24 protein-coding genes are annotated in these 21,262 nt (G+C 59.0%); 21 read left to right on the top strand and 3 right to left on the bottom strand.

The window, feature by feature from the left end:
* Positions 1 to 5 precede the first annotated feature (5 nt).
* The 12 genes from rpsE (at position 6) to bfr (ending at position 7,789) form a co-directional block, all read left to right on the top strand.
* Positions 6 to 470, top strand: coding sequence for a 30S ribosomal protein S5 (gene rpsE / locus ACQKPZ_RS25890; protein WP_427543756.1), 465 nt, complete (start codon positions 6 to 8; stop codon positions 468 to 470).
* 2 nt (positions 471 to 472) lie between these two features.
* Positions 473 to 649: a 50S ribosomal protein L30 gene (gene rpmD / locus ACQKPZ_RS25895; RefSeq protein WP_003255463.1), complete on the top strand. Its 177-nt coding sequence runs from the start codon at positions 473 to 475 to the stop codon at positions 647 to 649.
* A gap of 3 nt (positions 650 to 652) precedes the next feature.
* A complete protein-coding gene (gene rplO / locus ACQKPZ_RS25900) occupies positions 653 to 1,087 on the top strand; it encodes a 50S ribosomal protein L15 (RefSeq protein WP_003255461.1) in 435 nt (144 codons plus the stop codon).
* Entirely contained in the window at positions 1,088 to 2,419 is a 1,332-nt protein-coding gene (gene secY / locus ACQKPZ_RS25905) for a preprotein translocase subunit SecY (protein ID WP_003257108.1), read from the top strand. It begins immediately after the preceding gene.
* 28 nt (positions 2,420 to 2,447) lie between these two features.
* Positions 2,448 to 2,564, top strand: coding sequence for a 50S ribosomal protein L36 (gene rpmJ / locus ACQKPZ_RS25910; RefSeq protein ID WP_002555468.1), 117 nt, complete (start codon positions 2,448 to 2,450; stop codon positions 2,562 to 2,564).
* 131 nt (positions 2,565 to 2,695) lie between these two features.
* Entirely contained in the window at positions 2,696 to 3,052 is a 357-nt protein-coding gene (rpsM, locus tag ACQKPZ_RS25915) for a 30S ribosomal protein S13 (RefSeq protein ID WP_003255457.1), read from the top strand.
* Between the two features lie 18 nt (positions 3,053 to 3,070).
* A complete protein-coding gene (rpsK, locus tag ACQKPZ_RS25920; RefSeq protein WP_012270237.1) occupies positions 3,071 to 3,460 on the top strand; it encodes a 30S ribosomal protein S11 in 390 nt (129 codons plus the stop codon).
* Between the two features lie 15 nt (positions 3,461 to 3,475).
* Positions 3,476 to 4,096: a 30S ribosomal protein S4 gene (gene rpsD / locus ACQKPZ_RS25925; protein ID WP_012270238.1), complete on the top strand. Its 621-nt coding sequence runs from the start codon at positions 3,476 to 3,478 to the stop codon at positions 4,094 to 4,096.
* A 22-nt stretch (positions 4,097 to 4,118) separates the two neighbouring features.
* Positions 4,119 to 5,120: a DNA-directed RNA polymerase subunit alpha gene (locus ACQKPZ_RS25930; RefSeq protein WP_003255452.1), complete on the top strand. Its 1,002-nt coding sequence runs from the start codon at positions 4,119 to 4,121 to the stop codon at positions 5,118 to 5,120.
* Positions 5,121 to 5,162: 42 nt separating this feature from the next.
* The gene (gene rplQ / locus ACQKPZ_RS25935; RefSeq protein WP_003255451.1) at positions 5,163 to 5,549 is read left to right on the top strand and encodes a 50S ribosomal protein L17; all 387 of its coding nucleotides are present in this window, start codon (positions 5,163 to 5,165) and stop codon (positions 5,547 to 5,549) included.
* Positions 5,550 to 5,721: 172 nt separating this feature from the next.
* Positions 5,722 to 7,161 (top strand): catalase, encoded by a 1,440-nt coding sequence (locus ACQKPZ_RS25940; protein ID WP_427543723.1) that lies wholly within the window; start codon positions 5,722 to 5,724, stop codon positions 7,159 to 7,161.
* A gap of 163 nt (positions 7,162 to 7,324) precedes the next feature.
* A complete protein-coding gene (bfr, locus tag ACQKPZ_RS25945; protein WP_003257116.1) occupies positions 7,325 to 7,789 on the top strand; it encodes a bacterioferritin in 465 nt (154 codons plus the stop codon).
* 148 nt (positions 7,790 to 7,937) lie between these two features.
* Here bfr and uvrA read toward each other — a convergent pair whose 3' ends face one another.
* Entirely contained in the window at positions 7,938 to 10,772 is a 2,835-nt protein-coding gene (gene uvrA / locus ACQKPZ_RS25950) for an excinuclease ABC subunit UvrA (RefSeq protein ID WP_403202799.1), read from the bottom strand.
* 129 nt (positions 10,773 to 10,901) lie between these two features.
* On the opposite strand from uvrA, the gene ACQKPZ_RS25955 reads away from it, so the two are divergent.
* Both ACQKPZ_RS25955 and ACQKPZ_RS25960 read left to right on the top strand, forming a co-directional pair.
* Positions 10,902 to 12,296: an MFS transporter gene (locus tag ACQKPZ_RS25955; RefSeq protein WP_427543726.1), complete on the top strand. Its 1,395-nt coding sequence runs from the start codon at positions 10,902 to 10,904 to the stop codon at positions 12,294 to 12,296.
* Positions 12,297 to 12,305: 9 nt separating this feature from the next.
* The gene (locus tag ACQKPZ_RS25960) at positions 12,306 to 12,854 is read left to right on the top strand and encodes a single-stranded DNA-binding protein (RefSeq protein ID WP_103448767.1); all 549 of its coding nucleotides are present in this window, start codon (positions 12,306 to 12,308) and stop codon (positions 12,852 to 12,854) included.
* 73 nt (positions 12,855 to 12,927) lie between these two features.
* Here ACQKPZ_RS25960 and ACQKPZ_RS25965 read toward each other — a convergent pair whose 3' ends face one another.
* Positions 12,928 to 13,350 carry a hypothetical protein gene (locus ACQKPZ_RS25965; RefSeq protein ID WP_427543729.1) on the bottom strand — a complete coding sequence of 141 codons (423 nt, stop codon included), beginning with the start codon at positions 13,348 to 13,350 and terminating at the stop codon, positions 12,928 to 12,930.
* A gap of 260 nt (positions 13,351 to 13,610) precedes the next feature.
* Here ACQKPZ_RS25965 and ACQKPZ_RS25970 point away from each other — a divergent pair, with 260 nt between their 5' ends.
* Complete coding sequence (locus ACQKPZ_RS25970; RefSeq protein WP_427543732.1) at positions 13,611 to 14,189, top strand: TetR/AcrR family transcriptional regulator; 579 nt, start codon at positions 13,611 to 13,613, stop codon at positions 14,187 to 14,189.
* Positions 14,190 to 14,404: 215 nt separating this feature from the next.
* Positions 14,405 to 14,881, top strand: a complete 477-nt coding sequence (locus tag ACQKPZ_RS25975; RefSeq protein ID WP_427543735.1) for a DUF1348 family protein — start codon at positions 14,405 to 14,407, stop codon at positions 14,879 to 14,881.
* 147 nt (positions 14,882 to 15,028) lie between these two features.
* On the opposite strand, the gene cynR is transcribed toward ACQKPZ_RS25975, so the two are convergent.
* Positions 15,029 to 15,916 carry a transcriptional regulator CynR gene (gene cynR / locus ACQKPZ_RS25980; protein ID WP_427543738.1) on the bottom strand — a complete coding sequence of 296 codons (888 nt, stop codon included), beginning with the start codon at positions 15,914 to 15,916 and terminating at the stop codon, positions 15,029 to 15,031.
* Positions 15,917 to 16,026: 110 nt separating this feature from the next.
* Between cynR and ACQKPZ_RS25985 the strand changes: the two genes are divergently transcribed.
* The 5 genes from ACQKPZ_RS25985 to ACQKPZ_RS26005 all read left to right on the top strand — a co-directional run.
* Complete coding sequence (locus ACQKPZ_RS25985) at positions 16,027 to 16,686, top strand: carbonic anhydrase (protein ID WP_427543741.1); 660 nt, start codon at positions 16,027 to 16,029, stop codon at positions 16,684 to 16,686.
* Between the two features lie 39 nt (positions 16,687 to 16,725).
* On the top strand, positions 16,726 to 17,196 hold the full coding sequence (gene cynS / locus ACQKPZ_RS25990; protein WP_427543744.1) for a cyanase: 471 nt from the start codon (positions 16,726 to 16,728) through the stop codon (positions 17,194 to 17,196).
* 112 nt (positions 17,197 to 17,308) lie between these two features.
* Entirely contained in the window at positions 17,309 to 17,566 is a 258-nt protein-coding gene (locus ACQKPZ_RS25995) for a DUF2790 domain-containing protein (protein ID WP_427543747.1), read from the top strand.
* A 247-nt stretch (positions 17,567 to 17,813) separates the two neighbouring features.
* Entirely contained in the window at positions 17,814 to 20,882 is a 3,069-nt protein-coding gene (fdnG, locus tag ACQKPZ_RS26000) for a formate dehydrogenase-N subunit alpha (protein ID WP_427543750.1), read from the top strand.
* The coding region (locus tag ACQKPZ_RS26005) for a 4Fe-4S dicluster domain-containing protein (RefSeq protein ID WP_427543753.1) at positions 20,882 to 21,262 on the top strand (381 nt) is incomplete at its 3' end. The genes fdnG and ACQKPZ_RS26005, both read left to right, overlap by 1 nt.

Genomic DNA, 21,262 nt, shown 5'->3' on the forward strand with positions numbered 1-21,262 from the left:
CGCAGCTGTCCGGGCGCGAAGAGGTGGTGTTCGGTACGGTATTGCTGGGTCGCCTCCGTATCTTCACCTTCACCGCGTTGACCGTGGTTGGTGATGGTAAAGGTCGTGTCGGCTTCGGCCGTGGCAAATCGCGCGAAGTACCAGCCGCGATCCAGAAAGCCATGGAAGCTGCTCGTCGCAACATGATCCAGGTTGACCTGAAGGGCACCACCCTGCAGTACGCCACCAAGGCTGCCCATGGCGCCTCGAAGGTTTACATGCAGCCTGCTTCGGAAGGTACTGGTATCATCGCCGGCGGCGCAATGCGTGCTGTCCTGGAAGTTGCTGGTGTTCAGAACGTTCTGGCCAAGTGCTACGGTTCGACCAACCCAGTGAACGTGGTTTACGCCACCTTCAAGGGTCTGAAAGCCATGCAATCTCCTGAATCCATTGCTGCCAAGCGCGGCAAGAGCGTCGAGGAGATCTTCTGATCATGGCAACCGTAAAAGTAACGCTGATCAAGAGCGTCTCGGGCCGTCTGCCTAACCACAAACTGTGTGTTAAAGGCCTGGGTCTGCGTCGCATCGGTCACACTGTAGAAGTCCAGGATACTCCCGAGAACCGCGGGATGATCAACAAGGCTTACTACATGCTGAAGGTCGAGGGCTAATCGATGAAACTCAATGATCTGAGTCCAGCGCCGGGTTCCCGTCGCGAGAAGCATCGTCCAGGTCGTGGTATCGGTAGCGGTCTGGGTAAGACCGGCGGCCGTGGCCACAAAGGTCAGACTTCCCGTTCGGGTGGTTCGATCGCTCCTGGCTTCGAAGGCGGTCAACAACCGCTGCACCGTCGTCTGCCGAAGTTCGGCTTCGTTTCCCTGAAAGCCATGGACCGCGCAGAAGTGCGTCTGTCCGAGCTGGCCAAGGTGGAAGGCGACGTGATCTCCGTGCAATCCCTGAAGGATGCCAACGTGATCAACCAGCACATTCAGCGTGTGAAAATCATGCTGTCTGGCGAAGTTACTCGCGCAGTCACCATCAAGGGCATCGCAGCCACCAAGGGTGCGCGTGCGGCTATCGAAGCAGCTGGCGGCAAATTCGAGGAATAAATGGCTAAGCAAGGTGCTCTCTCTTCGCTCGGTAAGGGCGGGATGTCGGAACTCTGGGCTCGTCTGCGCTTTCTGTTCATGGCGATCATCGTCTATCGGATAGGTGCGCATATCCCGGTTCCCGGCATCAATCCGGACCGTCTGGCGGATCTGTTTCGGCAGAATGAGGGGACCATTCTTAGCTTGTTCAACATGTTTTCCGGTGGCGCGCTTGAGCGCATGAGCATCTTTGCACTGGGGATCATGCCGTACATCTCGGCATCGATCATCATGCAGCTGATGACGGCGGTCAGCCCGCAACTGGAGCAGTTGAAGAAGGAAGGTGAAGCTGGCCGTCGCAAGATCAGCCAGTACACCCGCTACGGCACCGTTATCCTGGCACTGGTTCAAGCCATTGGCATGTCCATTGGCCTGGCCAACCAGGGCGTGGCGTTTTCTGTAGGCCTTGGCTTCCATGTCGTTGCCGTCTCCACCTTCGTGGCGGGCGCGATGTTCATGATGTGGCTGGGCGAGCAGATCACCGAGCGCGGTGTGGGCAACGGTATCTCGATGTTGATCTTCGCAGGTATCGTTGCCGGTCTTCCGAGAGCAATCGGGCAGTCTTTCGAGTCTGCGCGCACAGGCGATATCAACATTTTCGCCCTGGTCGCTATCGGTTTGCTGGCAGTAGCGATTATCGGTTTCGTGGTGTTCATTGAGCGTGGCCAGCGTCGTATCGCCGTTCACTACGCCAAGCGTCAGCAGGGCCGCAAGGTCTTCGCTGCGCAGACCAGCCACTTGCCGTTGAAAGTGAACATGGCGGGGGTTATCCCGGCCATTTTCGCGAGCAGCATTCTGCTGTTCCCGGCTTCGCTGGGTGCCTGGTTCGGTCAGTCCGAAGGTATGGGCTGGCTGCAGGACATCTCGCAGTCGATCGCTCCTGGTCAGCCGTTGAACATTCTGCTGTTTAGTGCAGGGATCATTTTCTTCTGCTTCTTCTACACAGCGCTGATGTTCAACCCGAAAGACGTAGCGGAAAACCTGAAGAAGTCCGGTGCCTTTATTCCGGGTATCCGTCCTGGTGAGCAGTCGGCACGCTACATTGATGGCGTTCTGACTCGTCTGACCATGTTCGGTGCTCTTTACATGATGGCCGTCTGCCTTCTGCCCCAGTTCCTGGTGGTGGCAGCAAATGTGCCGTTCTACCTTGGCGGGACCTCGTTGCTGATTGTGGTAGTGGTTGTGATGGACTTCATGTCCCAAGTACAATCGCACCTCGTTTCGCACCAGTACGAATCCCTGATGAAGAAAGCCAACCTGAAAGGCTACGGTGGCAGCGGTTTGCTGCGCTGATACGCCCCTAAGGTTCGAGGAGTCGGTAATGAAAGTTCGTGCATCGGTGAAAAAGCTGTGCCGTAACTGCAAGATCATCCGTCGCGAAGGCGTCGTTCGAGTGATCTGCAGCGCGGAACCGCGTCACAAACAGCGCCAAGGCTGAGTGTGATCTGCGTTTCAAACCCAGCAGCTAGTGTGCTGCTGGGTTGATTATTCGTTTCTACAGCGATATTATCTCGCGCCCTATTTCTTGGCTTCCGGGGCGTAGGTAGCTGTCAATTGGAGTCCCACTGAATGGCCCGTATTGCAGGCGTCAACATTCCAGATAACAAGCATACTGTTATCTCGCTGACCTACATCTATGGTGTCGGTCGCACAACTGCACAGAAGATCTGTGCAGACGCTGGTGTAAACCCAGCCGCTAAGATCAAGGATCTGAGCGACGAGCAAATCGAAACCCTGCGTGGCGAAGTTGCGAAGTTCACCACCGAAGGTGACCTGCGTCGTGACATCAACATGAAGATCAAACGCTTGATGGACCTGGGTTGCTACCGCGGCCTGCGTCATCGTAAAGGTCTGCCGGTTCGCGGTCAGCGCACCAAGACCAACGCACGCACCCGTAAGGGCCCGCGTAAGCCGATCCGCAAGTAATCGCCCAGGAATATAGACATGGCAAAACCTGCTGCTCGTCCTCGTAAGAAAATCAAAAAGACAGTGGTTGATGGCATCGCCCACATCCATGCATCTTTCAACAACACCATCGTGACCATCACCGACCGTCAGGGCAATGCTTTGTCCTGGGCGACCTCCGGTGGTTCGGGTTTCCGTGGTTCGCGCAAATCCACCCCGTTCGCAGCCCAGATTGCTGCTGAGCGTGCTGGTCAAGCTGCGCTGGAATACGGTCTGAAGAACCTCGACGTTAACGTCAAGGGTCCAGGTCCGGGTCGTGAATCCGCCGTTCGTGCATTGAACAGCTGCGGCTACAAGATCGCCAGCATCACCGACGTGACGCCAATCCCGCATAACGGGTGCCGTCCGCCGAAGAAGCGTCGCGTGTAATCAGGAGACAGAAGAATGGCACGTTACATTGGTCCAAAATGCAAACTGTCTCGTCGTGAAGGCACCGATCTGTTCCTGAAGAGCGGCGTTCGCGCTCTGGAATCGAAGTGCAACATCGAAGCAGCCCCAGGTATCCACGGCCAGCGCCGTGGCCGTCAGTCCGACTACGGCACCCAGCTGCGTGAGAAACAAAAAGTTCGTCGTATCTACGGCGTACTGGAGCGTCAGTTCCGCGGTTACTACCAGGCTGCAGCCTCGAAAAAAGGCGCAACCGGTGAGAACCTGCTGCAACTGCTCGAGTGCCGTCTGGATAACGTCGTCTACCGTATGGGCTTCGGCTCGACTCGTTCCGAGTCCCGTCAGCTGGTTTCGCACAAAGCGATCAGCGTCAACGGTAAGACTGTAAACATTCCATCCTACCAAGTTCGTCCGGGTGACGTGGTCGCGGTCCGCGAGAAATCGCTGGCCCAGCTGCGCATTGTTCAAGCCCTTGAACTGTGCGCCCAGCGTGGCCGCGTTGAGTGGGTTGACGTGGATGCTGCTAAAAAGTCGGGCGTTTTCAAGAACGTTCCAGCTCGCAGCGACCTGTCTGCCGACATCAACGAAAACCTGATTGTCGAGCTCTACTCCAAGTAAGGGCTAGAAAATAGGTGCATCCATGCAGATTTCGGTAAATGAGTTCCTGACTCCCCGCCACATTGATGTGCAGGTAGTCAGTCCGACCCGCGCCAAGATTACGCTCGAGCCTCTCGAGCGTGGTTTCGGCCATACCCTGGGCAACGCGCTGCGCCGCATCCTGTTGTCCTCCATGCCTGGCTGTGCAGTAGTCGAGGCCGAGATCGATGGCGTACTCCATGAGTACTCCGCGATCGAAGGTGTTCAGGAAGACGTAATTGAAATCCTGTTGAACCTGAAAGGCCTGGCTATCAAACTGCACGGTCGTGACGAAGTTACGCTGACCTTGTCGAAAAAGGGTTCGGGGGTGGTTACCGCTGCCGATATTCAGCTGGATCACGATGTCGAGATCGTCAACCCCGATCACGTAATCGCGAACCTGGCGTCGAACGGCGCCCTGAACATGAAGCTCACTGTAGCTCGTGGTCGTGGTTACGAGCCGGCCGACTCCCGTCAAACCGACGAAGACGAAAGCCGTAGCATTGGCCGTCTGCAGTTGGACGCTTCGTTCAGCCCGGTGCGTCGTATCGCCTATGTGGTCGAGAACGCCCGTGTTGAACAGCGTACCAACCTGGACAAACTGGTCATTGATCTGGAAACCAACGGCACCCTGGATCCTGAAGAGGCTATCCGCCGCGCTGCGACCATCCTGCAACAGCAGCTGGCCGCGTTCGTCGACCTCAAAGGTGACAGTGAGCCTGTCGTAGTCGAGCAGGAAGACGAGATCGATCCGATCCTGCTGCGTCCGGTTGACGACCTGGAACTGACTGTACGTTCGGCCAACTGCCTCAAGGCGGAGAACATCTACTACATCGGCGACCTGATTCAGCGTACCGAAGTAGAGCTGTTGAAGACTCCTAACCTGGGCAAGAAGTCCCTGACTGAAATCAAGGACGTCCTGGCCTCTCGTGGTCTGTCTCTCGGCATGCGCCTCGACAACTGGCCGCCTGCAAGTCTTAAGAAAGACGACAAGGCGACCGCCTGATCGTCGTAATCACCGAACGTAGTGTTTGGTAAGGAATGAATCATGCGTCATCGTAAAAGTGGACGTCACCTGAGCCGTACCAGCTCTCACCGCAAGGCTATGTTCCAGAACATGGCAGTGTCGTTGATCGAGCACGAGCTGATCAAAACCACCCTGCCGAAAGCCAAGGAACTGCGCCGCGTTGCCGAGCCGCTGATCACCCTGGCCAAGGAAGACAGCGTTGCTAACCGTCGTCTGGCCTTCGACCGTACCCGTTCGAAGTCCGCTGTTGGCAAACTGTTCAACGACCTGGGCAAGCGTTACGCCACCCGTCAGGGCGGCTACCTGCGCATCCTGAAGTGCGGTTTCCGCGCTGGCGACAACGCGCCTATGGCGTACGTCGAGCTGGTTGATCGTCCGGTCGGCGGTGCTGTAGAAGCTGCTGAGTAAGACGTTCTGTCTGCTACAAAAAACCGGGCCTAGTGCCCGGTTTTTTGTGCCTGTAAGTATTGTTTCTTTCTATTGATACAAGTCATGTAATGAATTTGTCCCTGTAACCTTGCTCGTCAATACTCTCTCCATAGCCGATTAGCCGGCGTTTGAAGACCGATAAGGAGAGCCCATGAGCAAGATTCTCACCACCGCCAGCGGTGCACCTGTAGCCGACAACCAGAATTCCCGCTCTGCCGGCCCACGCGGCCCGCTGCTGCTCGATGACTTCCACCTGATCGAGAAGCTTGCCCATTTCAACCGCGAGAACATTCCTGAGCGCCGTGTGCACGCCAAGGGCTCGGGCGCTTATGGCACTTTTACCGTAACCCGCGATATCAGCGGTTACAGCAGCGCCAAGCTGTTCGAGCAAGTTGGCAAACAGACAGAAACCTTCCTGCGCTTTTCCACTGTCGGTGGTGAGCGTGGTTCAGCGGACACCGAGCGCGATCCACGCGGCTTTGCCGTCAAGTTCTACACCGAGGAAGGTAACTGGGACATCGTGGGTAACAACACGCCGGTGTTCTTCATTCGTGACCCGCTCAAATTCCCTGACTTTATCCACACCCAGAAACGTCACCCGCAATCCAACCTGAAGAATGCCCAGATGATGTGGGACTTCTGGTCGCACTCGCCCGAGGCGTTGCACCAAGTGACCATTCTGTTCTCGGACCGCGGCATTCCAGACGGCTATCGTCACATGCATGGCTTTGGCAGCCACACCTACAGCCTGATCAATGCACAGGGTGAGCGCACCTGGGTCAAATGGCACTTCAAGACCCAGCAAGGCATCAAGAACCTGGCCCCGGCCGACGCAGCACGCCTGGCCGGTACCGACCCGGACTACGCTCAGCGCGACCTGTTCGAGGCCATCGAGCGTGGCGACTTCCCGCGCTGGACTGTCTGCATTCAGGTGATGAGCGAAGCTGAGGCTGCCAGCCGAGATGAGAACCCGTTCGACGTGACCAAGACCTGGTCGCAGAAGGATTACCCGCTGATCGAAGTCGGTGTGCTCGAGCTCAACCGCAATCCCCTCAACTACTTCGCTGAAGTGGAGCAGGCGGCGTTCGGCCCGAGCAATATGGTCCCGGGTGTCGGCCTGTCGCCAGACCGCATGCTCCAGGGCCGGGTGTTCGCTTACGCTGACGCGCACCGCTACCGTGTAGGCACCAACCACCAGCAGTTGCCAGTGAACGCGCCACGCAGCCCGGTAAACAGCTACCAGCGCGACGGTTCGATGGCCACGGGCAGCTACGGCAGCGCACCGAACTACGAGCCCAACAGCTACGCCGATGCGCCGAAGCAGTCGCCACGCCACGCTGAACCAGCGCTGGCCCTGAATGGTTCGGCGGACCGTTACGATCACCGCGAAGACACTGACTACTTCAGCCACGCCGGCGCGCTGTTCCGCCTGATGAGCGATGAGCAAAAGGCCCTGTTGATCAGCAACATTGCCGGGACCATGGCAGGTGTCAGCGAAGACGTGATCCAGCGCCAATTGCAGTACTTCTTCAAGGCCGACCCGGCCTATGGCGAAGGGGTTGCCAAGGCTTTAGGCGTCAATCTGGCCTAACTCTAAGTGATAAGCAGAACCGCCCTCATTTGGGCGGTTTTTCAATGAATATCACTACTGTTTAACCGTTTTTTTGCATCTAATTGCGTGTTTTTCAGTGACCGTAGGCAAAAGCTGGTTCACACTATATGGCATAGACGTTTTCATATGGAGAATCAGGGCGATGCAAGGCCACCCGGACGTAATCAACTACCTCGTCACGCTGCTGAAGGGCGAACTGGCGGCACGCGACCAATACTTCATTCATTCGCGCATGTACGAAGACTGGGGCCTGTCCAAGCTCTACGAGCGCATCAACCACGAGATGGAAGAAGAGACCCAGCACGCCGATGCTCTGATGCGGCGTATCCTGATGCTCGAAGGCACCCCTGACATGCGTGCGGACGACCTTGAGGTCGGCAGCACCGTGCCGGAAATGATCGAGGCTGACCTCAAGCTCGAGTACAAGGTGCGTGGTGCCCTGTGCAAAGGCATCGAGCTGTGCGAACTGCACAAGGACTACATCAGCCGTGACATTCTCCGTGCTCAATTGGCGGATACCGAAGAAGATCACACCTACTGGCTGGAGAAGCAGCAGGGCCTGATCAAGGCCATCGGCCTGGAGAACTACCTGCAATCGCAGATGTGAGAGCCGGGGGCTGCTTTGCAGCCCATCGCGACACAAGGCCGCTCCTACAGGCGATCGCATGAACCTTTGGGTTGCGCGATCGCCTGTAGGAGCGGCCTTGCCGGGGCGCCGTACCGGTCGGATGGGGCGCAAAGCGCCCCCAAATGCCTTACGCGCGATCCCGCTCCAGTAGCGGTTTCAGGTAGTGTCCGGTATACGACTGCTTCATCTCGCTCAGCTCTTCTGGCGTACCGCAGGCAATGATCTGCCCGCCTTTGGAACCACCTTCCGGCCCCAGGTCCACCAGCCAGTCGGCGGTCTTGATCACATCCAGGTTGTGCTCGATCACCACCACGGTGTTGCCGTGGTCGCGCAGGCGATGCAGTACGTCCAGCAACTGCTGGATGTCAGCAAAGTGCAGGCCGGTGGTTGGCTCATCGAGGATGTACAAGGTCTTGCCGGTATCGCGCTTGGACAGCTCGCGTGACAGTTTCACCCGTTGGGCTTCACCGCCAGAAAGTGTGGTCGCAGACTGGCCCAGCTTTATGTACGACAGGCCCACATCCATCAGCGTTTGCAGCTTGCGCGCCAGCGCGGGTACCGCGTCGAAGAACTCGCGGGCATCCTCGATGGTCATTTCCAACACTTCGTGGATGTTCTTGCCCTTGTACTTGATCTCCAGGGTTTCGCGGTTGTAGCGCTTGCTCTTGCATACGTCGCACGGCACATAGATGTCTGGCAGGAAGTGCATCTCCACCTTGATCAGGCCGTCACCCTGGCAGGCCTCGCAACGGCCACCCTTGACGTTGAACGAGAAGCGCCCCGGACCGTAGCCGCGTGAGCGTGACTCCGGCACGCCGGAGAACAGCTCGCGGATTGGCGTGAAGATCCCGGTATAGGTCGCCGGGTTGGAGCGCGGGGTGCGGCCGATCGGGCTCTGGTCGATATCCACCACCTTGTCCAGGTGCTGCAAGCCGTCCATGCTGCTGTGCGGCGCTGCTTCCAGGGTGCTTGCACCATTCAGGGCAGTGGCTGCCAACGGGAACAAGGTGTTGTTGATCAACGTCGACTTGCCCGAGCCGGACACCCCGGTCACGCACGTCAGCAGGCCGATCGGGACTTCCAGGTCGACGTTCTGCAGGTTGTTGCCACGTGCGCCCTTGAGCTTGAGCTGCAACTTCTTGTTGCGTGGTGTGCGCTTGGCCGGCACGACAATCTTCTTGCGCCCGGACAGGTATTTGCCGGTCAACGAATCAGGGTGGTCCATGACCTCCTGCGGCGTACCCTCGGCCACGATCTGCCCACCATGTACACCGGCCCCAGGGCCGATATCAACCACGTAGTCCGCCAGGCGAATGGCGTCTTCGTCGTGCTCTACCACGATTACCGTGTTACCCAGGTCGCGCAGGTGGTTGAGGGTGGCCAGCAGGCGATCGTTGTCGCGTTGATGAAGGCCGATGGACGGTTCGTCGAGGATGTACATGACCCCCACCAGGCCGGCGCCGATCTGGCTGGCCAGGCGGATACGTTGCGCCTCGCCGCCAGACAGCGTATCGGCGCTGCGGTCCAGGGTCAGGTAATCGAGGCCGACGTTGACCAGGAACTGCAAGCGCTCGCAGATTTCCTTGAGGATCTTTGCAGCAATTTCGCCACGGCGGCCGGTAAGGGTCAGCTCGCCGAAGTAGTTGCTGGCTTCACCGATCGGCAGGTTGGTAACCGCCGGCAGGGTCTTTTCGCCCACCCACACATGGCGTGCTTCGCGGCGTAGGCGGGTACCACGGCAATCCGGGCAGGGCTGGGTGCCGAGGAACTTGGCCAGCTCTTCACGCACGGTGGCCGACTCGGTCTCGCGGTAACGGCGCTCCAGGTTCGGCACGATGCCTTCGAACGGGTGCGAGCGCTTGACGATATCGCCACGGTCGTTGAGGTACTTGAAGTCGACACTCTGCTTGCCGCTGCCTTGAAGGATCACCTTCTGGTGTTCGGCCGACAGCTCACCGAATGGCTCCTCCAGGCTGAAGCCGTAATGCGCGGCCAGCGAACCGAGCATCTGGAAGTAGTACACATTGCGCCGGTCCCAGCCGCGGATCGCGCCCTCGGCCAAGGTGAGTTCGGCATTGACCAGGCGTTTGGTGTCGAAGAACTGCTTCACGCCCAGGCCATCGCATGTCGGGCATGCACCGGCGGGGTTGTTGAAGGAGAAAAGTTTCGGCTCCAGCTCACTGATCGCGTGGCCACAAACCGGGCAGGCGAAGCGCGCGGAGAAGATCATCTCTTCGCCCGGTTCGTCGTCCATCGGCGCCACCAGGGCGATACCGTCGGCCAGCTTGAGCGCAGTCTCGAACGATTCGGCCAGGCGCTGTTGCAGGTCGGCGCGAACCTTGAAGCGGTCCACCACTACATCGATGCTGTGCTTTTTCTGCTTGTCGAGCTTGGGCAACTCGTCCAGCTCGTAGAGCTTGCCGTTGACCCGGGCGCGGACAAAGCCCTGCGCGCGCAGTTCGTCGAAAACCGCCAGGTGTTCACCTTTGCGCTCGCGCACCACCGGCGCCAGCAGCATCAGCTTGCTGCCTTCCGGGCGCTCCAGCACCAGGTCGACCATCTGGCTGATCGTTTGCGCCTCCAGCGGGATGTCGTGGTCCGGGCAGCGTGGCGTACCCACGCGGGCATAAAGCAGGCGCAGGTAGTCGTAGATTTCGGTGATGGTGCCGACGGTGGAGCGCGGGTTGTGCGAGGTCGACTTCTGCTCGATGGAAATGGCCGGCGACAGGCCTTCGATGGTGTCGACGTCGGGCTTTTCCATCATCGACAGGAACTGCCGGGCGTAGGCCGACAGCGATTCCACGTAGCGGCGCTGGCCTTCAGCGTACAGGGTGTCGAACGCCAGGGACGACTTGCCGGAACCGGACAGGCCGGTGATCACGATCAGTTTGTCCCGGGGCAGGGTCAGGTCGATGTTCTTCAGGTTGTGGGTACGTGCCCCACGAATCAGGATCTTGTCCACTGCGGCCTCGCTTGGCGGGCATAAACAAGGAAGTATACGGCGCGCCAGCATGGCGCGGCAAAGCGTCGCGTAGATGCCGTCAAGCTGTCGGACTGATAGAATCGCCGCCGGTTCACACGAGGTTAATCCATGCACGACACCCACAACGAGCGCATGAGTGGCGGCGAAACCCGCGCCGCTGGCGGCCTTGCCCTGGTCTTTGCCTTTCGTATGCTGGGCATGTTCATGGTCTTGCCGGTACTGGCCACCTACGGCATGGACCTGGCCGGTGCCACGCCTGCGCTGATTGGCCTGGCTATTGGCGCCTATGGCCTGACCCAGGCGGTATTGCAGATCCCGTTCGGGATGATTTCCGACCGCATCGGCCGCCGGCCGGTGATTTACCTGGGGCTGGTGATCTTTGCCCTTGGCAGTGTGTTGGCGGCCCAGGCCGACTCCATCTGGGGTGTGATTGCCGGGCGCATCTTGCAGGGGGCCGGGGCGATTTCTGCCGCGGTCATGGCGCTGCTGTCCGACCTCACCCGCGAGCAACACCGCACCAAGGCCATGGCCATGATCGGCATGAGCATCGGCCTGTCGTTCGCGGTCGCCATGGTCGTCGGGCCGTTGCTGACAAGTGCCTATGGTTTGTCAGGATTGTTCCTGGCCACAGCAGGGCTTGCCCTGGTCGGCATCCTGCTGATCGCCTTCGTGGTGCCCAACACCCACAGCATCCTGCAACACCGCGAGTCCGGTGTGGCACGCAAGGCAATCGGCCCGACCCTGCGCCATCCGGACCTTCTGCGCCTGGATGTAGGCATCTTCATCCTGCATGCCATTCTCATGGCCAGCTTCGTCGCATTGCCGCTGGCCTTGGTCGAGCGTGGTGGCCTGCCCAAGGAGCAGCACTGGTGGGTGTACCTGACCGCGCTGTTCATCTCATTTTTTGCAATGGTCCCGTTCATCATCTACGGCGAAAAAAAGCGCAAGATGAAACGCGTGTTGGCCGGTGCTGTCAGTGTCCTGATGCTCACAGAGATATACTTCTGGGGGTGGGCTGACGGTTTGCGCGGACTGGTGATTGGCACCGTGGTATTCTTTACCGCATTCAACCTGCTGGAGGCATCGCTGCCTTCGCTGGTGAGCAAGGTGTCGCCTGCAGGTGGCAAGGGGACGGCGATGGGGGTTTACTCCACCAGCCAGTTCCTCGGCGCTGCCCTGGGAGGAATCCTTGGTGGCTGGTTGTTCCAGCACGGCGGGCTGAACATGGTGTTCCTGGGTTGCGCGGTGCTGTGCGCCATCTGGCTGGTCGTCGCCTTGCGCATGAACGAGCCGCCGTATGTGACCAGCCTGCGCATGCCGCTTACGCCAGAGGCAGTCCGGGAAGCCGGCCTGACTGAACGCCTGATGGCTGTGCCGGGTGTGACCGACGCCGTTGTGGTGGCAGAAGAAGCCGCCATCTATATCAAACTGGATACGAAAATTTTGGACCGTGCGACCCTCGAGCGACTGGTGAATCCAGCCTCTTCGGCGTGCGAAGCCTAGGAGAACGTTATGGCCCGTGGGGTTAACAAAGTCATTCTGGTCGGCACTTGTGGCCAGGATCCCGAAGTCCGCTACCTGCCCAACGGTAACGCCGTGACCAACCTGAGCCTGGCCACCAGCGAGCAGTGGACCGACAAGCAGTCGGGCCAGAAGGTCGAGCGTACCGAGTGGCACCGTGTGTCGCTGTTCGGCAAGGTTGCCGAAATCGCCGGCGAGTACCTGCGCAAAGGTTCGCAGTGCTACATCGAAGGCAAGCTGCAGACCCGCGAGTGGGAAAAAGACGGCATCAAGCGCTACACCACCGAGATCATCGTCGACATCAACGGCACCATGCAGTTGCTCGGCGGCCGTCCGCAGGGTCAGCAGCAAGGCGGCGACCCGTACAACCAGGGTGGCGGTAACTACAACCAAGGTGGCGGCCAGCAGCAACAGTACAACCAGGCACCGCCGCGTCAGCAGGCCCAGCGCCCGCAGCAGCAACAGCGCCCGGCGCCGCAGCAGCCTGCACCGCAGCCAGCGGCTGACTTTGACAGCTTCGATGACGATATTCCGTTCTGATTCACCGCTTTTTCAAAGCAGCAAAAACCAAAAGCGAAGCCATTGATTTGGCTTCGCTTTTTTTTTTGCCCAATCAGGCCGGATGAATCATTACGTTAATACGGCGACGCTCGATGACTTTCTGGGCGCCGGGTGCGCCAGTGAGCTTGTCGAAGGTGACGGTGGTATCGGCATTGACCGCCGGATTAGGCACGACCCGTATCACTTGATAGTCCTGGCCTGCTGGCGCTTGCGGCTGAAGCTCGACAGTAGCGGAGTCCGGGGTGCTGGCGACCCAGGTCTCCCCAGGCGCCACTGCCAGCCTGGCGGAGTAGGTGTCCCCGGCCACGCTATGGAAGGTGCAACCATCGACTACCTGCGCTTGCGCGGGGCAGTGGGCGGCCTTGGCACCGGGGCGCAGCGGGTTTTCGATGGCGTAGGTGATGCCTTGCGTATCGGCGAACGCCAGCGATGCGAAGGTGCTGACGAGTAGGGCGATGGGGAGTATTCCACGCATTGCAGTGCTTCCTTGTGTGCAAAATCATAATGTATACAAACTGTATAATCTGCCGAAGTCGGGCGTCAATGCATGCTTCAGCTGCAATGGCGGTTACGCTGTCGAATCGCCCAGTGAACACTTGAGGCAGCTCGGTGCAGGGTGACGGTCAGCTTGGGCCCCGGGTTATCTCTGCGCATCAAACACACTCTCCCAACCTGCAATCTAAAAATTTTCAATAGGTGCTTGACCGGGGAGAACGGTCGTTCTACTCTGGCTACATGGATAAGCCAATAACCGATACACGCGAAAAAATACTGGCGACTGCCGAGCAGTTAATTTACGAGAACGGGATTCATGCCACGGGCATGGACTTGTTGGTAAAGACCTCGGGCGTAGCACGTAAAAGTATTTACCGTTACTTCGCGAACAAGGACGATGTCGCTGCGGCGGCACTCAATGCCCGCGATGTACGCTGGATGCAGTGGTTCAGAAGCGAATGTGACAAAGCGGAATCTGCGCAAGCACGCATCATCGGTATGTTTGATGTGCTCAAGAGTTGGTTCGTATCAGACGGTTTCCGGGGGTGTGCTTTTATCAATACCGCCGGAGAAGTTGGCGATGCAGAAGACCCTATTCGCCAGATCGCGAAGCTGCATAAACAAAAGCTGCTGGACTACACGTTTGAGCTGACCAGCCAATTGGCTATCGACGATCCGATGGGCTTGGCGAGGCAACTCTTTGTGCTGATAGAGGGCACGATTACCGTGGCCCGTGTCATGGGGGACCATTCCTCACTTGAGAGTGCCAAAGAAGTAGCGAAGTTATTACTCAGGGAAGCAAAGCGCAGAAGCGCTTGATAACTCGGTTACACATTAATCGTTATCTTTGTATTGTTTTTTGATGAGCCGTCAGTAACAGCAACTTGCTGCTGTCACTGACGACGGCTATCGGCTGCACGCTTTCAGTCAACGCGACACGTTATTCAATATTGCTACAATTAGGCCAAGTCGCATTGGCCTCATTTAATGAATGCTAACTCTTTTAATGTATCCACTGCCCTGGAGGCACTCCCATGTCCAATGAACAAGCTCGTCCGCCACTTCCTCCTTTCACTCGTGAATCCGCGATTGAGAAAGTCCGCCTTGCCGAAGATGGCTGGAATACCCGCGAGCCCGCAAAAATTGCCCTCGCCTATACGCTGAACACCCAGTGGCGCAACCGCGCCGAGTTTGCAACCAATCGCGAAGAAGCCCAGGCCTTCCTCACTCGCAAGTGGAAGAAAGAGCTGGATTACCGCCTGATCAAAGAGCTCTGGGCCTTCACCGACAACCGCATCGCTGTCCGTTACGCCTACGAGTGGCACGACGACTCGGGCAACTGGTTCCGCTCCTACGGTAATGAAAACTGGGAGTTCGAAGCCGATGGCTTGATGCACCGCCGCTTCGCCTGCATCAACGACATGCCTATCAAGGAAAGCGAGCGCAAATTCCACTGGCCACTGGGGCGCCGCCCGGATGACCACCCAGGCCTGACTGAACTGGGCCTGTAAGCCTTGGCAACCCTGATCCTTCACAGCTGAAGGATCAGGTTTTTTGCTTTCCCCCCCGGTGGCGGCATGGCAATCACGCCGAAACCAACCCCAAGTGCAGTCTCCTTCCCCAAGCGCCAAGCCGCGCCATCAACCCTCGTGGCTACCTCACTCATCAAGCCCGCTGGACACTTCTTTGGCCAGCTCGATGAAAACCCCCACCGCCGCACTCAGATAAGCTTCTTTTCGCCGTAGAAGAACGGCCGTTCGCTGCAAGCGTTCTGGCTCCAGGGTGATGGCCACCAGGTCGTCATGGGCCAATGCAATTCTGGCAGGCAGCAACGTCGAGAGATTCGTCCGGCGAACTATTTCAATCACCGCGCCAAGTGCGTTGGCCTCCATCTGCACCTGAGGGCGAATCTCGTGTTTGCGGCAGTAGCGGTCGATTTGTTCACGGGTGGCAAACTCTGTACTGAGCAGAACCAGAGACTCGGCACTCAAGCCTTGCGATGTTATTGCCCGCTCCTCGGCCAAGCGGTGTCTGCGGTTTACGACTAGCGCGAGGGTTTCGTTCAGCAAGGGGACGGCTTCAATGTCCGGTGTATTTACTTCATCGAACGCGATCCCTATGTCCAGTTCTCCTGCCAAAAGAAGCTCCTCGATACGCTCCTGGGAAATCTCTTTCAGGTTGACGGTGATTTTGGGGTGCCTGGAATGAAATGCCTCGATTAGCGGCCCCACCAAATAGGTCGTGAATGTCGGCGTTACAGCAACGCGCAATGAACCACGGCTGAGGTCGCTTACGTCATGGATAGCGCTTTTAGCTTCCCGCAACTCCTGATACGCACGGCGGGCATACAGCAGATAGACATCGCCCGCGTCAGTCAAACGCGTTGTTCGCCCTGAGCGGTCGAACAACTGAGCACCAAGGCTTTCCTCCAGTTGCCTGACTTGCTGTGACAAGGCCGGTTGAGAGACATGCAGTGCCGCTGCTGCCTTGGTGAAACTGAGATGTTCTGCAACCGCGAGGAAGTACTGGATGTGCCGAGCGAGCATGTCTTAACCCATAAGATTATCTGATCAATAGCATAATAAATGAGACTTTTACCTTATGCCATGCGCTGCTTAATCTCTGTTCCACACCCAGCGACATTGAGACAGCAACCATGAAAGCGATCATCGACGGTTTTCTGAAGTTCCAGCAAAACGCCTTCCCTGAGCGGGTCAAACTGTTCAAGGACCTGGCTAACCAGCAAAGTCCAAAGGCGCTGTTCATCTCGTGTTCTGACAGCCGGCTGGTGCCTGAACTGGTTACCCAGCGCGAGCCAGGCGACCTGTTCGTCATCCGCAACGCCGGCAACATCGTGCCATCGTATGGCCCGGAGCCTGGTGGTGTTTCGGCCTCGGTCGAGTACGCGGTGGCCGGGCTCAAGGTCGCCGACATCGTGATCTGCGGCCACTCGGACTGCGGCGCGATGACCGCCATTGCCACCTGCAAGTGTTTAGATCACATGCCTGCCGTAGCCGGCTGGTTGCGGTACGCCGACTCGGCCAAGGTGGTTAACGAAGCCCGTCAGCACCCCGATAAACCCAGCAAAGTCGCTTCCATGGTGCGCGAAAACGTCATCGCGCAACTGGCCAACATCCAGACCCACCCATCCGTTCGCCTTGCTCTAGAAGAAGGCCGCGTCACCCTGCATGGCTGGATCTATGACATCGAAACCGGACGTATCGACGCCTTTGATGGCAGCACCGGGGCTTTCGTGTCGCTTGCAGAAAACCCTGAAGTCCACGCCGTTTCCCAACAAGCCAGGCACGTTGCCTGAAACCTGTACCTACGCCTTTACCTACCCAGGAGAGTTACCATGATCCAGACTCAAGCTACCCGCACCGCTCGCCAGGAACTGACCGAAATCATCATTCTGGCCAAGGCTCGCAAGGACCTGTCCTTCGCGCAGATCGTTGACGGTACCGGCCTATCCGAGGCCTTTGTCACCGCGGCCTTGCTGGGCCAACATCCGCTGCCTGAAAGCGCCGCAAAGGTTGTAGGCGAGAAGCTCGACCTCGATGCAGATCAAGTCGCTCTGCTGCAATCGATGCCAATCCGCGGCAGCTTCTTCGACGGTGTGCCGAGCGACCCTACCATCTACCGCTTCTACGAAATGATGTCGGTGTATGGAACCACCCTCAAAGCGCTGGTCCACGAGAAATTCGGCGACGGCATCATCAGTGCCATCAACTTCAAGTTGGACATCAAGAAGGTCGAAGATCCGGACGGTGGCCACCGCGCGGTGATCACCCTGGACGGCAAGTACCTGCCTACCAAGCCTTTCTGATGTAACCCCGCCCGGCGTCCGACGGCGCCGGGCTACCTCCACAACTGTTTATTTCGACTGAGCGCCATTCAAGTGCGCTGGCCTTCTCACGCCTTCGATACAGGTGATTGCGATGAAGCTGTTACTCGTTTTGTTCCTCGGCTGCCTGGGTTCTGTCGCCATAGCCGATGATCAGGTTACCCAAACTGCACAGGTTACGGTGGAGCCCTATCGTTACGCTCAGCGCCTCGATATCGCCCATGTTGTGGCGGTAACCCCGGTACCTGATGTCTGCGATGTGGTGCCAATGCAGCTGACTTACGACGACTCCAAGGGCGACCGGCACATCATGGAGTACCGCATTGTGGGGAATGGTTGTTCCAATAACTGACCTGCACCGACACATCTGCCTGATGCCCAGCACTTGGGCATCAGGGTCGTGAAATCGAGCAAGCCTGTAGCTGTATTGTCATGCTCGGGCGTGCTGCACAATCAATCCCCACCACTGACCCACGTCATCGCACCTTCCCGATTTTTGACTAGTCTTATCTATTGGCAGCCATCAAAAAGCCGCCACCGTGACTACCAAGAGGCGCCGGCCATGTTCCGTGCGTCCACCACCTGATCAGGAGTGCACGATGGATCTCAACCGTCGGCAGTTCTTCAAGGTCGCCGCCGTCGGCCTTGGAGGCTCGAGCCTGGCGGCGTTGGGCATGGCCCCGACGCCGGCCTTCGCCGAGCAGGTGCGTCACTTCAAGCTGGCGCATACCAAAGAAGCCCGCAACACCTGCCCCTACTGCTCGGTCGGCTGCGGCCTGATCCTGTACAGCCAGGGTGACGCGGGCAAAAACGTCAAACAGAACATCATCCATATCGAAGGTGACGCCGACCATCCGGTCAACCGCGGCACCCTCTGCCCGAAAGGTGCCGGCCTGCTTGACTTTATCCACAGCCCGAGCCGCCTGCAGTACCCCGAAGTACGCAAGCCGGGCAGCAAGGAGTGGGTGCGGGTCAGTTGGGATGAGGCGCTAGACCGCGTTGCCGGGCTGATGAAGCAGGACCGCGACGCCAACTTCATCGAGAAGAACGCCCAGGGGCAAACTGTCAACCGCTGGCTCACCACCGGTTTTCTCGCTGCATCCGCCGCCTCTAGCGAGGCCGGCTACCTGACCCACAAGGTCGTCCGCGCAACAGGCATGCTGGGGTTCGATAACCAGGCACGTGTCTGACATGGCCCGACGGTGGCAAGTCTTGCCCCGACGTACGGCCGTGGCGCCATGACCAACCACTGGTCCGATATCGCCAACGCGAATCTGGTCCTGGTGATGGGTGGCAACGCAGCAGAAGCGCACCCGTGCGGCTTCAAGTGGGTGACCGAGGCGAAAGCGCACAACAAAGCGCGCCTGATCGTGGTCGACCCGCGGTTTACCCGTACCGCCTCGGTGGCGGATTACTACGCGCCGATCCGTACCGGTACCGACATCGCCTTCATGGGCGGGCTGATCAATTACCTGCTGAGCACCGACAAGATCCAGCACGAATACGTGCGCAACTACACCGACGTGTCGTTCATCGTCAAAGAGAACTATGGCTTCGAGGACGGGCTGTTCAGCGGCTACGACGAGGCCAAGCGTGTGTATGCCGACAAGTCTGGCTGGGGTTACGAGCTGGGCGAGGACGGCTTTGCCAAGGTTGACCCGACCTTGCAGCACCCACGTTGTGTGTTCCAGCTGATGAAGCAGCACTACAGCCGCTATACCCCGGAAATCGCCAGCATGACCTGCGGCATGCCGCAGGACGCCATGATGAAGGTCTGGGAAGAGATCGCCACCTGCTCGGCACCGGGCAAGACCATGACGATTCTCTATGCGCTCGGCTGGACGCAGCACTCGATTGGCGCACAGATCATCCGCAGCGCGGCCATGGTCCAGCTGTTGCTGGGCAACGTCGGCATGCCGGGTGGTGGGGTCAACGCCCTGCGCGGGCACTCCAACATCCAGGGCCTGACCGACCTCGGCCTGTTGTCCAATTCGCTGCCGGGCTACCTGACCCTGGCGGGTGATGCCGAGCAGGACTACGCCACCTACATCGACAAGCGCGCATCCAAACCCTTGCGCCCGGGCCAGCTTTCTTACTGGCAGAACTACGGCAAGTTCCACGTCAGCCTGATGAAGGCCTGGTATGGCGCAAACGCCACCGCAGAAAACAACTGGGGGTACGACTGGCTGCCCAAGCTCGATGTGCCGGCCTACGACGTATTACGCATGTTCGAGATGATGGGCCAGGGCAAGGTCAACGGCTACCTGTGCCAGGGCTTCAACCCGATCGCCGCGCTGCCGGACAAGAACCGCGTCACGGCGGCGCTGGCCAAGCTCAAGTGGCTGGTGATCATGGACCCGCTGGCCACCGAAACCTCGGAGTTCTGGCGCAACGCCGGGCCGTTCAACGATGTTGACACGGCCAACATCCAGACCGAAGTGATCCGCCTGCCCACCACCTGCTTCGCCGAGGAAGACGGTTCGCTGGTCAACAGCAGCCGCTGGTTGCAGTGGCACTGGAAGGGCGCCGATGGCCCGGGCGAGACCCGCACCGACGTGCAGATCATGAGCGAGCTGTTCCTGCGCTTGCGCCAACGCTACCAGGCGGAGGGTGGTGCCTACCCTGACGCGATGATGAACATCAGCTGGCCGTACAAGATTCCTGATGAGCCATCCCCGGAGGAGCTGGCCAAGGAGATGAACGGCTGGGCGGTCACCGACCTTACCGATGCCACCGGTGCCACGCTCAAGGCGGGCCAGCAACTGTCGGGCTTCGCCCAGATGAAAGACGACGGCAGCACGGCATCCGGTTGCTGGATCTTTGCTGGCAGCTGGACCGAGCAGGGCAACCAGATGGCGCGCCGTGACAACAGCGACCCGTTTGGCATGCACCAGGTGCAGAACTGGGCCTGGGCCTGGCCGGCCAACCGCCGCATCCTCTACAACCGTGCCTCCAGCGACCCGCAAGGCAAGCCGTGGGACCCGGAGAAAAAGCGCCTGGTGTGGTGGAACGGCAAGGCCTGGACTGGTACCGACGTGCCGGACTTCAAGGTCGACTCGCCACCCGAGGCGGGGATGAACCCGTTCATCATGAACCCTGAAGGTGTGGCGCGTTTCTTCGCCATCGACAAGATGGCCGAAGGCCCGTTCCCCGAGCATTACGAACCGTTCGAGACGCCGATCGGCATCAACCCGCTGCACCCGCAGAACAAGAAGGTGGTCAGCAACCCGGCCGGGCGCATCTTCGACTCGGTGTGGGACACCCTGGGCACGCACGACGAGTTCCCCTATGCCGCGACCACGTACCGGCTGACCGAGCACTTCCACTTCTGGAGCAAACATTGCCGCCTGAACGCCATCGCCCAGCCCGAGCAGTTCGTCGAGATCGGCGAGGTGCTGGCCAACGAAAAAGGCATCAAGGCTGGCGACCGGGTGCGTGTGTCGAGCAAGCGCGGGCATATCGATGCGGTGGCTGTGGTGACCAAGCGGATTCGCCCGCTGCAGGTCAACAACCAGACCGTGCATCAAATCGGCATCCCGCTGCACTGGGGTTTCACCGGCGCAACCCGGCATGGCTACCTGACCAACACCCTGGTGCCATTCCTGGGTGACGGCAACACCCAGACGCCAGAGTCCAAGTCGTTCCTCGTCAAAGTGGAGAAACTCTGATGGCCAGCCAAGACATCATCGCCCGCTCGGCCACCACCACCGTACCGCCTTCGGTACGCCAGCAGCAGGAAGTCGCCAAGCTGATCGACACCACCAAGTGCATCGGCTGCAAGGCCTGCCAGGTGGCGTGCTCGGAGTGGAACGAACTGCGTGACGAGGTCGGCCACAACCACGGCACCTACGACAACCCCCAGGACCTCACGGCCGAAACCTGGACCCTGATGCGCTTCACCGAGCACGAGCGCGACGACGGCAACCTGGAGTGGCTGATCCGCAAGGATGGCTGCATGCACTGCGCCGACCCAGGGTGCCTGAAGGCGTGCCCAAGCCCGGGGGCGATCATCAAGCACGCCAACGGCATCGTCGACTTCAACCAGGAC

The organism is Pseudomonas sp. NPDC089547 (assembly GCF_050280665.1).
Classification (GTDB): domain Bacteria; phylum Pseudomonadota; class Gammaproteobacteria; order Pseudomonadales; family Pseudomonadaceae; genus Aquipseudomonas.